Below are 13,613 nucleotides of genomic sequence, written 5' to 3'. Positions count from 1 at the left end.
CAACTAGGGATACTTCGGATGGACGCTACGAATCAAAGGAAGATGCGACATGAGCAAACCACTAAGACTCCAATCGACGATCGCCGCGCTGGCCATCTTGCTCGCGGGCTGCGCCACGGGCGGCGCGCAGCCAGGCGCGCCGAACCTGAGCGCGACGCAATGCCGCGATCTCACCGCGCTGAGGAACCACGCGCCTCTGACACGCGAGCGCAATCTGAGCGAACTGGCGGCGCTGGAACGAGCGGGATACGACCCGTCGAAGTTTTTCGATCCGTACTACCCCGACGATCTGCACGCGGCGCAGCGCCAGGTCGATCGCTGGTATCAGGCGGAATGCCCGGAGGCGCGGACGAACTGAGACGAAAGGGCTGCCGATATAATGGCCCTTCCGCTCAAAGAGGTCATCGCATGAAATCAGTTCTCGCTTTGCTCGCCGCATCCGCCATTGCAACGACCGCGTTCGCCGCCGGCACCACCGAGAAGTTGCCGTCGGGCGTCGTCGTCGAGCAGATCAAACAAGGCACCGGCGCGCAACCCACGGCCGACGACACGGTGAGCGTCAACTATCGCGGCACGCTCGCCGACGGCACCGAGTTCGACAGTTCGAGCAAGCACGGCGGCCCCGCCACCTTCCCGCTCAACCGCGTGATTCCGTGCTGGACGCAAGGCGTGCAGAAGATCAAGGTCGGCGGCAAAGCGAAGCTCACCTGCCCGGCGGCGACCGCTTATGGCAGCCGCGGCGTGGGCGCGATTCCGCCGAACAGCGACCTGACCTTCGAAGTCGAATTGCTCGAAATCAAGAAGTAATCGAGAAATAATCCAAGAAGTGAACGACGCCCGCGCTCTCGCGGGCGTTGCGCTTTCTACGCGGCCTCTTCGCGTGCATGCCGTGAGCGCGGCACGTCGAGGCCGAGATGCTCGCGCAGCGTGCGCCCTTCGTATTCGCTGCGAAAGAGACCGCGCCGCCGCAATTCCGGCAGCACCAGTTCGATGAAATCGTTCAGCGAATCGGGCAGCAATGCGGGCATCACATTGAAGCCGTCCGCGCCGTGATTCACGAAGCGCTCCTCCAGCGCATCCGCGATCTGCGCGGGCGTGCCGACGACTTGCCAATGCCCGCGCGCCCCCGCGATACGCCGATACAACTCGCGTATCGTGAGATTCTCGCGGCGCGCGAGGTCGATCATCAAAAGTTGGCGGCTCTTGCTCGCGTTGGTCTCGGGCAATTCGGGAATGGGTCCGTCGAGCGGATACGCCGACAGATCGAAGCCGCCCGTCAGCGTCGAGACCATCGCGAGTCCCACGGCCGGATCGATGAGCGCCTGCAATTCGTCGAACTTCGCGCGGGCTTCGGCCTCCGTGCGGCCGACGATCGGCATCACGCCCGGCATGATCTTGAGCGCATCGGGATGACGGCCGTAGCGCGCCATGCGGCCCTTCACGTCGGCATAAAACGCAACGGCGTCGTCCAGCGTCTGCTGCGCCGTGAAAATCACCTCGGCGGTGCGCGCGGCGAGCGCCCTGCCCGCCTCCGACGATCCCGCCTGCACGATCACCGGATGTCCCTGCGGCGCGCGCGCCACGTTCAGCGGCCCGCGCACCTTGAAGAACTCGCCACGATGATTCAGCACGTGACGCCGGTCCGGATCGAAGTAACGCCCCGATGCCTTGTCGCGCACGAACGCGTCTTCGTCGAAGCTGTCCCACAGGCCCGTCACCACATCGGCGAATTCTTCCGCGCGCTCATAGCGATGCGCGTGCGCGAGATGCGCGTCGAAGCCGAAGTTGCGCGCTTCATGCTCGCTCGACGACGTCACGAGATTCCAGCCCGCGCGTCCGCCGCTGATGTGATCGAGCGACGCGAACTTGCGCGCGATGTGATACGGCTCGTTGAACGAGGTCGATGCGGTGCCGACGAGACCGATGCGCGTTGTGAGCGCCGCGAGCGCCGACAGCAGCGTGAGCGGCTCGAACTGCGCGACGTAACTGTGCGCGGTGCGGCTCAGGAATTGCGCGTCGTCGCCGCGCGTGCCCGAGCCATCGGCGAGAAACACGAGATCGAACTTCGCGGCTTCCGCCGCCTGCGCGAGTTGCGCGTAATGCGCGAAATTGCTGCCCGCGTCGGCCACCGCGTGAGGATGCCGCCACGCCGCGATGTGATGGCCGGTGGGATAGAGAAAGGCGCCGAGGTGCAGATGTCCGCTTCGTCGTGTCATGTCCGGATGATCCTTCGGTTTTTAGTGGCAATACAGATCGTTCTGCGCGTTGAACATGTCGAAGGCGAGCTGCGTCGCCTGATCTTCGCGCACGGCCGACAACCAGCGTTGGCGTCGCCAGTCCGTCACGATGCGATCCACGAACGCCGCGCTCGCGACATCGCCGCCGCGCGTCGCGATGAAGGCGCGCGTGGGCGCGAGCGTGCCGGGCAGCGCGCGGTAATAGGCCCAGTCCGGCTGCCTGAGCAGCTTGTGGATGACGTACTCGTCATCGACGAGCGCGGCGCATTCGCCGGCCTGAAACGCGAGCAAGGCATCGAGCGGACGGTCGTAGTGCTGCACGTTCGCGTGCGCGCGACGCGCCGCGTCACGCGCGAACGGATTGCCTCGCGATGCGCAGATCGAACGCCCCGCCAGATCGCCGTATGCGCGCACCGCGCCGTGCCGAAGCACCAGCGCCATGCCGCGCCCCGACGTGTACGCGCTCGAAGCGTAGGCGAGTTCGCGATCCGCGCCGAACGCAAGGTCCGCGATGGCGACATCCGCCCGGCCAGATCGCAACGCATCGCGCGCTTGTGCGGGAGTCGAGAGCAACAACACGACGGGAAGCCCCGCGCGCCGTCCGATGTTTTCGGCGAGCGCCGCCGCGAAGCCGTCCGGTGCGCGCGCGAAGTGATCGACGCGGCCGACATTCAACGTCGGCGCCGGGCGCGAAGGCACCGCGACGATCAGCGTGCCGCGCGCGATGGCGGCGGCGAACGGACGGTCGTCGCCGAAGCCGTCGCGCCACGGCAACGCCGACAGCGACACCGATGCCATGACGGCCGCGACGAACCAGCGCATCCATCGACCGGGCCGTGGCGCGGCCGCGGCTGCGTGCCTAGCCATTCTGCGCGAGCCCCACGCGCCAGCGCAGCAGATGCCGCTCCAGCAGCGACAGACTCTTGTTGATCAACAGGCCGAAGAGCGCGAGCAGCACGATGCCCGCGTACATGTCGGGAATCTGGAACGTCTCCTGCGAATTGAGCGTGTAGAAGCCGAGCCCCGATCGCGCGCCGATCATCTCCGCCGCGACCAGCGCCGTGATGCTGTACGCGCCCGCGAGCCGTATGCCGGTGAGAATCTCGGGCAGCGCGGCGGGCAGCACGACCTTCGCGAAGATGAAGCCTTGCGACGCGCCCATCGTGCGCGCGCAATCGATGTACGTGCGCTCGACCTGCTTCACGCCGGATATCGTATTGAGCAGCACCGGCCAGAACGCAGCCCACACGATGATGGCGATCTTCGACGATTCACCGATACCGAGGAACAGCATGAACACCGGAAAGAGCGCGAACGCGGAGACTTGCCGAAGCAACTGATAGAGCGGATCGACGATGCGCTCGGCGCGCCGGAACCATCCGAGCGCGAAGCCGCACACCACACCGCCGGCCACCGCCAGCAGCAAACCGCTGATCGAGCGCAGCGCGCTCGCGGCGAGATGCTTCCACACTTCGCCGCTGTCGAACAGATGCGCGATGGCGACGGCCACTTGCGACGGCGGGCTCAGATACGCCGTGCTCACGATGCCCAGACGCGGCAGCAATTCCCACAAGAGCGCGAACACGACGAGCGCGATCGAACGCTCGAACGCAATCGACCAGCGCACGCCGCTTCGCACACCGCTTCTTACACCGCTTCTCACACCGCACGCGCTCGCAGCGCGCTTTTTCGCTGCGGCGAGCACCGCCATACCGCGCACACTTTCTTGCTCCGCCACTTCACGCTCCCGTCAATGATTCGGCCAGTGATTCGGCAACACGTTCGCGCGGCGCGTCCAGTTCCGAGCTGAGACTCGCCCACGCGCGCTGCCGCAACGCGACGAACTCCGCGCTGTGCCGTATCGAAGCCGGACGCGGACGCGGCAAGCCGATCTCGATGATCTCCTTCACGCGGCCCGGCCTGCGCCCGACGACCGCGACGCGATCCGCCAGAAAGATCGCCTCGTCGATGCTGTGCGTGACGAACACGACCGTCTTCGCGCTGCGCTCCCAGATGTCGAGCAGTTCCTGCTGCAACGCTTCGCGCGTTTGCGCATCGAGGGCGCCGAAGGGCTCGTCCATCAACAGGATCTCGGGACCGTAGGCCAGCACGCGCGCAATCGCCACGCGCTGGCGCATGCCGCCAGAAAGCTGATGCGGATAGTGATCGGCGAAATCGAGCAGGCCGACGAGACGCAGAAACCGCTCGGCCTCGCTGCGCCGTTGCGCGCGTTTCACGCCGCGAATCTCCAGCCCCGTTTCGACGTTCTTGCGCACGGTGCGCCACGGAAACAGCGCATAGCCCTGAAAGACGAAGCCGAGCTTGCGGCGCGCCGCGCTCACGGGTTCGCCGTCGATTGCGATGAAGCCCGAAGTCGGCGGCACGAGGCCCGCGAGCAGGTTGAGAAAGGTCGACTTGCCGCATCCGCTCGGTCCGAGCAGCGCGAGAAATTCGCCTTCGCGCACGCTCAGATCGAAGCCGTCGAGCACGGTCCGGCTCGACTGGCTCGACTCGTTGACATAGGTGAGCGACAGATCGCGCGCGACGATCTTCTCGCGTGCCGAAACCGCGCCGCTCATGACGGCTGTCCGTTCGCGCGTGGCGTCGCGCTCGCCTGCGACTGCTTCGCGGCGAGCGGGTTGTAGTCGTTCGTGTAGACGTCCTTGACCTGGACCTTGCCCTTCGGGATCTTGCCCGCCTGTTCGAGAATGTCGATGTAGTACTGGATCGGCGGCTCCGTCACGACGAGATCCTTCACATAGGCATAGCGTTCGACGAGCTTCACGTCGATGCCGAGCCGCTCCGCCGTCAACTGGCGCGCTTCGTCGGGATGCGCGTTGACCCAGTTCTCCGCACGCGCGATAGCCGTCACGAAGTCCTTCACGGCTTGCGGATGCGCCCGCGCGAACGCGCCGTTCACGCTGTAGGGCGCCATGCCGCCGAGTCCGTGGTCCTCGTCCCAGTCGCTCCAGAGCTTGTGCAATTGCGGATCGGCTTCGGCGGCGCCGGAGAACGGCGGATGAATGATCGCGATATCGACGTTCTTCGTGACGAGCGCCTGTTGCGACTGGTTGTCCGGCACGACGAGCCAGTTGACCTTCGACACGTCCACGCCATGCTGCGACAGATACTTCTTGGTCACGAACTCCGCGCACGCGCCGAAACTGTTGAACGCGACGGTCTTGCCTTCGAAGTCCTTCGGCCCGCGAATGCCCGAATCGTTGCGCGTGAAATACTTCATATGCGGCGCATCGGGCAATGTTTCGCCGCCTGCCGAGATCACCTTGACATCCGCGCCGCTCGCGATCGCGGAGATGACGAGCGGCACCATGCGCGTGCCGAAATCGATCTCGCCGGTGCCGACAAGCGGAATGATCTGCGGCGCGGAAATCTTGCCGACGTACTTCGGCCGCGTGCTCGTGCCTTCGAAATAGCCGAGCTTGTCCGCGAGATAGACGAGATCGAACGCGGGATTGTCGGGGTACTTGAAGTACGTAATTTCCTGCCGCGCGCCCTGCGTGGTTTTCGCGGACGATGCCTGCGCCTCGTCTTCATGAGGCTTGCAGCCGCTCAGCAGAACGAGCGTGACGGCTATCCACGCCGCGTGGAACCGGTAGTTCGAGAAAGACGCCTTCATAGGATTGGAATGAGGAGCAGGAGGTGGAATCGGTGTGGCGCCGCGCGACGGGCGGCGCCGTGCTCCCTCATTCTCACGCGAGCCGTGAGACGATCAAACGAAGCAAATCTGATTAGCTGACGCCGCGAAACGTGAAAAGCATTTCACCGCGAGCGCGTTCGACGTTTAATTCAGCCGGCGCTTTCGTCGCGCAATTGCGCGAGCGAGGCACGCTGTTTGCCGTTCGCGTCGAAGTTATCGTCGGCGAGCCAGCGTTCGAAGCCGCGCCGGATGCGCGGCCAGTCGCGGTCGATGATCGCGTACCACGCCGTATCGCGATTACGTCCCTTGTAGACGATCGCCTGCCTGAAGATGCCTTCGAACTCGAAGCCGAGCCGAAGCGCGGTCTTGCGCGAAGGCGCGTTCAGGCTGTCGCACTTCCATTCGTAACGCCGGTAGCCGAGGTCTTCGAAAACGTAGCGCATCAACAGATATTGTGCTTCCGTCGATATGCGCGTCTGCTTGAGCAAAGGCGAGAACGTGACGCTGCCCATTTCGATCACGCCATGCACGGGCTCTATGCGCATCAGCGCGAGCGTGCCGACCGCCTTGCCGCTCGCGGAATCGATGACGGTGTAGTGAAGCGGATCGGCCGACGCCTCGGCTTTCGTCAGATAGTCGCGGAAGGACTCGAAATTAGCGAACGGTCCGACGAACAGATAAGTCCAGTCGCTGCCGTCCGGCGCCCGGCCGTAGGCGTCGAAAAGATCGGCCGCGTGGCGTTCCACGTCGAGCGGCTCGATACGGCAATGTCTGCCGTCGATGCCGATGCGCGCCGGACGCTCGCGCGCTTTCCAGTCCGTCACCGCTTCGCCGATGGGCTGCTGATACTCGTTGGTTCTCGTCATGCGTCGGAGGCTCCGGTTGCGTGATAGGGGAATTCGCAGTCTAAAAGCTCAGCCATCGAAAATCGAGCGATTCTGAAATTTCGGAACGGCGCGCGGCCGGCGTGAATCGCCACAAAAAAATATCAGCAAAATCAGTAGCTTAAGAGGCAGCCTCGGCACGTCTCGCTTGGCACGGGCCTTGCCTTGTTATAGGCATAGACCCGTCGCGAAGGCCCTTCGCGACTCAAGGCCAAAACGGAGACGACATCTTGATCCTGCCATCGGCTCGGCGCACGCCGGCATTCCGATAACCGGTCCCACCCGCTTATCCCTCACGCATCCCTCACGCATCCCGAATCATCGGCGCGGCGCTGCACTCGCACGCCCGCACGAGGACCGCAGCACATGCACTACACAAACAGCAAGGAGACACTCGTGCACATCACATCTCATGGCGCGCAGCACGACGACGCGCAGCAGGCATCGACGAACAAGGCAAAGGAACGCTTCTGGCCCGAAGGCTGGTGGAAGCTGATGGAAACGCGCATCGGCATCATTCCGCTGCCGGTGTACGTGCTGCTGCTCCTGTTGATCGTCGGCTTTGCGGTGACGGGCAAGGTGCCGGGCGAAATCTCGATGGCGATCGCCGTGCTCGCGTTCTTCGGCTTCACGTGCGCCGAGATCGGCAAGCGCATGCCGCTCGTGCGCAACATCGGCGCGGCGGCCATCTTCGCGACCTTCATTCCGTCGGCGCTGACCTATTACCATCTGCTGCCCAAGCCGATCCTGAATCTCACCACCGAGTTCACGAAGCAGACCAACTTCCTGTATCTCTTCATCGCGTCGATCATCGTCGGCAGCATTTTGAGCATGGACCGGCGCGTGCTGATCCAAGGCTTCATCAAGATCTTCATTCCGCTCGCGACCGGTTCGATCGTGGCGGCGATCGTGGGCACGCTCGTCGGCACGGCGCTCGGTCTCGGGGCGCGCCATACGCTGCTGTACATCGTCGTGCCGATCATGGCGGGCGGCGTCGGCGAAGGCGCGATTCCGCTTTCGATCGGCTATTCGGAGATCATGCATCTGCCGCAGGGCGAGCTTTTCGCGCAGGTGTTGCCGCCGGTGATGCTCGGCAGCCTCACGGCGATTCTTCTGTCGGGCGTGCTCGACATGATCGGCCGCCGCTATCCGCATCTGACAGGCAGCGGCCGTCTGCAGGTCGGCGAGCAGGACGAGATGGACCCGGTGAAGGAAGAGGTCGGCGGGCATATCGACGTGACGCACATCGCCGCGGCGGGCATCACGGCGATCACGCTGTACTTGCTCGGCCTTATGTGCCGCAACATGTTCGGCCTGCCGGCGCCGGTCGCGATGCTGTTTCTGGCGGTGCTCGTGAAGCTCGCGCGGGCGGTTTCGCCGCAGCTTCAGGAAGGCGCGTTCGTCGTCTACAAGTTCTTCTCGACGGCCGTCACCTATCCGCTGCTGTTCGCGATCGGCGTGGCGATGACGCCGTGGGACAAGCTGATGGCGGCGTTCACGCTGGCCAACATCGTGACGATCGTGGTGACGGTGGCGACGCTGATGGGCACGGGCTTCGTGGTCGGCCGGTTGCTGAAGATGTACCCTATCGACACCGCGATCGTGAATGCCTGCCACAGCGGCCAGGGCGGCACCGGCGACGTGGCCATCCTGACGGCCGCCAACAGAATGACGCTGATGCCCTTCGCGCAAATCGCGACGCGCATCGGCGGTGCGATCGTCGTCACGTTGACCTTGCTGATCCTGGCGCATTTCGGATGATCGAGTATGACGATGCTGGGCGTTCCCTTGTGGACGGTGGTGGCGAGCGCGGCGCTTTATCTCGCCGTGGCGGCCGCCGCGATGGAGTTCGCCTGGCATCGCGGACTGGACGCATTGACCGAAGCCGGCGCGCACCGGCTGGATCTCTACGCCGCGAGCCTCAAGAGCGAGCTAGGCCGCTATGAAATCCTTCCCGCCATCGCGGCGCGGCAGGACAGCATCAAGACCCTGCTCGCCGCGTCGCCCGATGCGCGGCGCGCGCTGCTTCCGGCTGTCGACGGCTATCTGGAAGCGGTCAACGCGGACGCGGGCAGCGTCGCGGTGGACGTTATCGACCTGAATGGCGATGTGATCGCCGCGAGCAACTGGAACCGGCCGGTGAGCTTCGTCGGCACCAACGTCGCGTATCGTCCGTACTTCACCGATTCGCTCGCGAGCGGCAGCGGCCGGTTCTTCGGCATCGGCACGAACACGGGCCAACCGGGGCTGTACTTCGCGAGCGCGGTGCGCGGCGGACAAAAAGTGCTCGGCGCGACGGCCGTCAAGATCAGCGTCGATCCGCTCGAATCGGCGTGGCGCGTGCCGAACGAAGCGGCCATGGTCGTCGATGGCAACGGCGTCGTCGTGATTTCGACCGTGCCCGCATGGAAGTTCACCGCGCTCGCGCCGATCGCCGCGCATAAGCAGGAGCAGATTCAGGCATCGCGCCAGTATGCGGGCCGCAAGGTCGACAAGCTCGGCTACGAACGGCTCGACGACTGGCGCAACGGCGCGTGGTTCGCGCGCCTGCCCGACTGGTCGCATCCCGGCCGCGAGCGGCGTTATCTCGTGATGTCGCGCAGCGCGCCGCAAGCAGGCGACGCGATCATGGTGGCGCTCGATCTCTCGGCGGCGCGGCGTCAGCAACAACTGGCGTTCGCGTTCGTGACGGGCGCGTTCCTGATCGCGGGCCTGTACGCGCTCTACGCCGTGCAGCGACGCCGCGTGATCGTGGAACGGCTCAAGGCGCAGGACGCGTTGCAGCGCGCGAACGATCGTCTCGAAGCGACCGTGTTGCAGCGCACCGCGGCGCTGCAGCAGGAGATCGACGAGCGCGTGCTCACTGAGCAGAAGCTGCGCGATTCGCAACAGGAACTCGTGCACGCCGGCAAGCTCGCCGTGCTCGGTCAGATGGCCGCCGGCCTCACGCATGAGATCAATCAGCCGCTCGTCGCCATTCGCACGCTGTGCGACAACGCGCGCACGTTTTTCGAGCGTGGCCAGAGCGCGCAGGCGCTCGCCAATCTGGAGCGCGTGGGCAGGCTCGTCGAGAACATGGCGCAGCTCACGGCCGAGTTGAAGGCCTTCGCGAGAAAGCCCGAGGCGAACACGGTTCCGGTTTCGCTCGCCGATGCGCTCGCGCACGCGCGGCTCATGGTCGACGCGCGCATCCGCGATGAACAAGTGCGACTCGATATCGACATCGCGCCCGACGCCATCGTCGCGGCCGAACCGGGACGCTTGCAGCAGGTGATCGTCAACCTGCTCGGCAATGCGCTCGATGCGCTCGCCGGCCGCGAAGCGCCGCGCATTCGAATCGGCGCAAGCCGCACCGACGACCCCGCTCGCGTGACCTTCTTCATCGCCGACAACGGCCCCGGTATCGACCCGCACGTGCTCGCGCATCTCTTCGAACCGTTCGTCACGACCAAGCCGCGCGGGCATGGGCTCGGCCTCGGGCTCGCGATCACGTCGCGCATCATCGAGGGCTTCGGCGCGCGGATCGCGGCTGTCAATCTCGAAGGCGGTGGCGCACAATTCACCATCGAATTCGTAGCGGCGAACGGCGGGAGCATCGATAGTGAATAAAAGCATGAGCGACGACATCCGCGTGGTGATCGTCGAGGACGACGAGGACGTGCGCGTCGGCGTCGAACAGGCGGTGGCGCTCGCGGGCTTCCCGGTGGAATCGCACGCGAGCGCCGCGAGCGCGCTTGCCGCCGCCGTGCCCGGCGCGCCCGTGGTGTTCGTCTCCGACCTGCGCATGCCGGGTATCGACGGCATGCAGTTGCTCGAACGCGTGATCGCCATCGACGCGCAAATTCCCGTCGTGCTGATCAGCGGTCATGCCGATATTTCCACGGCCGTCGGCGCGATGCGCGTGGGCGCTTACGACTTCATCGAGAAGCCGTTCTCGTCGGAGCACATTGCCGGACGCGTCGCGCGCGCGGTGGAGAAGCGCCGGCTCACGCTGGAGGTCGCTGGGCTGCGCGCCGCGCTGCAAAACGGACGCGGCATCGAGGCGCTCGTGCTCGGCAAGTCGCCCGCCATCGCCGACGTGCGCAAGAAGATTTTGCGGCTCGCGGACACGTCCGTGTCGGTGCTCATCACGGGCGAAACGGGCACCGGCAAGGAGCTGATCGCGCGGGCGCTGCACGACTATGGCAGACGGCGCGAGCATCACTTCGTCGCGCTCAATTGCGGCGGCTTGCCGGAGCAGCTTTTCGAGAGCGAGCTCTTCGGGCATGAAGCGGGCGCGTTCACCGGGGCGACGAAGAACCGCATCGGCAAGATCGAATGGAGCGACGGCGGCACGCTCTTTCTCGACGAGATCGAAACCATGCCGGTCGCGCTGCAGATCAAGCTGTTGCGCGTGCTGCAGGAGCGGCGCGTGGAACGGCTCGGGACCAATGAATCGATCGCGGTCGATTGCCGCGTGATCGCGGCGTCCAAGGCCGACCTTGCGTTGCTCTCGTCGGACGGGCGCTTTCGCGCCGACTTGTTGTATAGGCTGAATGTCGCGCTGATCGACGTGCCGCCGCTGCGCGAACGCCGTGAAGACGTGCCGCTGCTCTTCGAGCACTTCGTGCTCGCGGCGGCGCAGCGCTTCGGCACGGACGCCCCGACGGTCACGGCCGCGCAGGTTTCCGAGTTGACCGCGCATGGATGGCCCGGCAATGTGCGCGAATTGCAGAACGTGGCCGATCGTTTCGTGCTCGGTCTCGCCGACGATCAATTGATTCCGTCCGGCGACCGGCCGCGCGGCAATGTTCCGCTCAACGAGCAGCTTGCGTATATCGAGCGCGTGCTGATCGATGACATGATGCGGCGTCACAATGGCAACGTCGGCGCGGCGAGTGAAGCGCTCGGCATGCCGCGCAAGACGCTGTATCACAAGCTTCGGCAGTTCAAGATTCCGGGGCGCGACGCGCAGTCGGACGACATCGAGAATTAATCTGGATGCCGAAGCAGTTTCACCGGGAATGGCAATACGCGGCGGCCGCTTCGGTTAAGGATAAGCCGCGCAATTCCTCCGGCGACGCCAGATGCACGGCGACGATTTAGCGATTATCAAGCCGCAGTTCAGGCACGGAATCGAGGTGCAGTTCGAAGAAATGGACGGTGTCTCTTCTTCCGTCCCAGATACCGCAGGCGCTACCCGCAGGGCGTAACGGGTGCGACGTGAGTCCGATCTCTTCCTCCAGTTCGCGCAGCGCCGCCGCATGAGGCGTCTCGCCGGGACTGATGCTGCCGCCGGGCAAATTCCACTCGGACCGGTACGAAGGCTTCACCAGCAAGAGCATTCGCCCGACGTAGATCGCAACCAGCGCGCCTTCATGGTCAGGCCGTCGAAGGCGCCACCATGCGCGTGCAAGCCGGAATCCGAGGCGAAGCATCACGCGCCACACAGAGTCGATAAGCGTAGCCGGTCGCGCTTGGTCAACGCCCGGCATGAGGGCTCTCTCCTTTCCTTTCATCGTCAGAGTGTCTTCCGGTTCGTCGCGTTCGTGCCGCACAGTGTATCCCGCGCGCGTCGCAGCACGGCCACGTCACGTCATGCGGCAGAATCAGATCGCTTCGCCGCTATCGTGCGTCGACGCCCGGCTTCACCGTTCCATCGGCCTGCGGAAGCTCGATCGGCTTCACCTCGACGGGAGCCGTGCCGTCCTTTTTGATCCCGAGCTTGTCCGCCGTTTTTGGCGATACATCGACGATCCGATCCTTCACATAAGGACCGCGATCCTTGATCTCGACGACATCGCTATTGCCGTTCTCCAGATTCGTGACGCGCGCCTTGGTGCCGAGCGGAAGCGTCTTGCTCGCGGCCACGTTGGATTGCGGATTCATATGCGTGCCGTCCGCCATTTTCTTCTTGTAGAACTTGCGGCCGTAGTACGAAGCCTCGCCCTTGCGCGGTTTGCCCGAGCGGTCGAGTCCGCTTTCATGCGCGGATTTCGCCTTCGCGTGACGATGATGCTGATGCGCCGACGCCTTCTCGTGCGCCGGATAAGCCGTGCTCACACAGCACGACAGGATCACGCATACGAATGCCCGAAGCCGCTTCATATCTGTCCTCTCGAACTCGACGTCGACATGCATCGGGTAGCAGGGTTCGGGCCGTTTCCTTCTGCTCAATACGCCGGCCCCTCGATCTGCACACACGGCGGATAACAGCTTGTATAGTGCGAGAGCCCACGAACTGTCGATCAGAGGAACCACATGAATCTGAAGAACAAGAGGCGTCTCCTGCTCACCGGCGGCATGGCAACGGCGGCGCTATGCATCGCCGGATGCACGACCACGGGTCCGTCGTCCGGAGAGACCGCAGCCGGCACGGCCGATCGCGATCGCGCCATCGACGCCGCCGTCGATGCCACGCTGCAACGCTTATACGTCTCCGTGAGCGGCTCGCGCGAACTCGTGAACAAGGCGCGCGGCGTGCTGGTCTTTCCTCGCGTGATCGCGGCGGGATTCTGGCTGGGCGCGCAGTACGGCGAAGGCGCGCTGCGTATCGATGGCCGCACCGACGGCTACTACAACACGGCAGGCGGTTCATTCGGCTTGCAGATCGGCGCGCAGTCGAAGGCGCTCATCTACGTGTTCCTGACCGATGATGCCCTCGCGCAATTCCGTCGGCGCGACGGCTGGGCGGTCGGCACCGACGCCACTGTCGCCGTGGTCAGGCTCGGCGCCAACGGCCAGCTCGATACGACCACGGCCACCGATCCCGTCGAGGTCTTCGTACTGACGAACGCCGGTCTCATGGCGGGCGTGTCGCTCGAAGGCACCAAGGTCAGCCGGCTGAGTCCCTGA

The 13,613-nt window shown here is 64.8% G+C and carries 12 protein-coding genes and 2 pseudogenes; 6 read left to right on the top strand and 8 right to left on the bottom strand.

From position 1 onward, the window contains the following. The first annotated feature begins 49 nt into the window (after positions 1–49). Both AWB82_RS14305 and AWB82_RS14300 read left to right on the top strand, forming a co-directional pair. Entirely contained in the window at positions 50–358 is a 309-nt protein-coding gene (locus AWB82_RS14305; RefSeq protein ID WP_086968109.1) for a DUF4148 domain-containing protein, read from the top strand. A 50-nt stretch (positions 359–408) separates the two neighbouring features. Further along, positions 409–807 (top strand): FKBP-type peptidyl-prolyl cis-trans isomerase, encoded by a 399-nt coding sequence (locus AWB82_RS14300; RefSeq protein WP_086968107.1) that lies wholly within the window; start codon positions 409–411, stop codon positions 805–807. Between the two features lie 56 nt (positions 808–863). Here AWB82_RS14300 and AWB82_RS14295 read toward each other — a convergent pair whose 3' ends face one another. The 6 genes and pseudogenes from AWB82_RS14295 to AWB82_RS14270 form a co-directional block, all read right to left on the bottom strand. Next, positions 864–2,216 carry an LLM class flavin-dependent oxidoreductase gene (locus AWB82_RS14295; RefSeq protein WP_086968105.1) on the bottom strand — a complete coding sequence of 451 codons (1,353 nt, stop codon included), beginning with the start codon at positions 2,214–2,216 and terminating at the stop codon, positions 864–866. Between the two features lie 21 nt (positions 2,217–2,237). Next, on the bottom strand, positions 2,238–3,059 hold the full coding sequence (locus AWB82_RS14290) for a transporter substrate-binding domain-containing protein (RefSeq protein WP_235023282.1): 822 nt from the start codon (positions 3,057–3,059) through the stop codon (positions 2,238–2,240). Positions 3,060–3,096: 37 nt separating this feature from the next. After that, entirely contained in the window at positions 3,097–3,975 is an 879-nt protein-coding gene (locus AWB82_RS14285; RefSeq protein WP_235023281.1) for an ABC transporter permease, read from the bottom strand. A gap of 1 nt (position 3,976) precedes the next feature. Continuing rightward, the gene (locus tag AWB82_RS14280; RefSeq protein ID WP_086968102.1) at positions 3,977–4,816 is read right to left on the bottom strand and encodes an ABC transporter ATP-binding protein; all 840 of its coding nucleotides are present in this window, start codon (positions 4,814–4,816) and stop codon (positions 3,977–3,979) included. Next, positions 4,813–5,874 carry an ABC transporter substrate-binding protein gene (locus AWB82_RS14275; RefSeq protein ID WP_086968099.1) on the bottom strand — a complete coding sequence of 354 codons (1,062 nt, stop codon included), beginning with the start codon at positions 5,872–5,874 and terminating at the stop codon, positions 4,813–4,815. The genes AWB82_RS14280 and AWB82_RS14275 overlap by 4 nt, the downstream gene beginning before the upstream one ends. A 176-nt stretch (positions 5,875–6,050) precedes the next feature. Beyond that, positions 6,051–6,761 (bottom strand): annotated as a pseudogene (locus AWB82_RS14270) (GNAT family N-acetyltransferase); the annotation flags it as partial. A 420-nt stretch (positions 6,762–7,181) separates the two neighbouring features. Here AWB82_RS14270 and AWB82_RS14265 point away from each other — a divergent pair. From AWB82_RS14265 to AWB82_RS14255, 3 genes are read left to right on the top strand one after another with little or no spacing between them, the layout of a single operon-like run. Next, positions 7,182–8,540 carry a 2-hydroxycarboxylate transporter family protein gene (locus tag AWB82_RS14265; RefSeq protein WP_235023285.1) on the top strand — a complete coding sequence of 453 codons (1,359 nt, stop codon included), beginning with the start codon at positions 7,182–7,184 and terminating at the stop codon, positions 8,538–8,540. A 6-nt stretch (positions 8,541–8,546) separates the two neighbouring features. After that, entirely contained in the window at positions 8,547–10,388 is a 1,842-nt protein-coding gene (locus AWB82_RS14260; protein ID WP_086968093.1) for a sensor histidine kinase, read from the top strand. Positions 10,389–10,392: 4 nt separating this feature from the next. Further along, positions 10,393–11,754, top strand: coding sequence for a sigma-54-dependent transcriptional regulator (locus AWB82_RS14255; protein WP_086968091.1), 1,362 nt, complete (start codon positions 10,393–10,395; stop codon positions 11,752–11,754). A 19-nt stretch (positions 11,755–11,773) separates the two neighbouring features. Here the strand turns inward: AWB82_RS14255 and AWB82_RS14250 are convergent. Both AWB82_RS14250 and AWB82_RS14245 read right to left on the bottom strand, forming a co-directional pair. After that, positions 11,774–12,253 (bottom strand): annotated as a pseudogene (locus tag AWB82_RS14250) (NUDIX domain-containing protein). A gap of 130 nt (positions 12,254–12,383) precedes the next feature. Further along, positions 12,384–12,866: a septal ring lytic transglycosylase RlpA family protein gene (locus AWB82_RS14245; protein WP_086968151.1), complete on the bottom strand. Its 483-nt coding sequence runs from the start codon at positions 12,864–12,866 to the stop codon at positions 12,384–12,386. A gap of 153 nt (positions 12,867–13,019) precedes the next feature. Between AWB82_RS14245 and AWB82_RS14240 the strand changes: the two genes are divergently transcribed. Beyond that, on the top strand, positions 13,020–13,613 hold the full coding sequence (locus AWB82_RS14240; protein WP_086968089.1) for a BPSL1445 family SYLF domain-containing lipoprotein: 594 nt from the start codon (positions 13,020–13,022) through the stop codon (positions 13,611–13,613).

Source organism: Caballeronia glebae (genome assembly GCF_001545035.1).
Lineage (GTDB): Bacteria > Pseudomonadota > Gammaproteobacteria > Burkholderiales > Burkholderiaceae > Caballeronia > Caballeronia glebae.
This window is presented reverse-complemented; position numbering and strand designations above follow the sequence as displayed.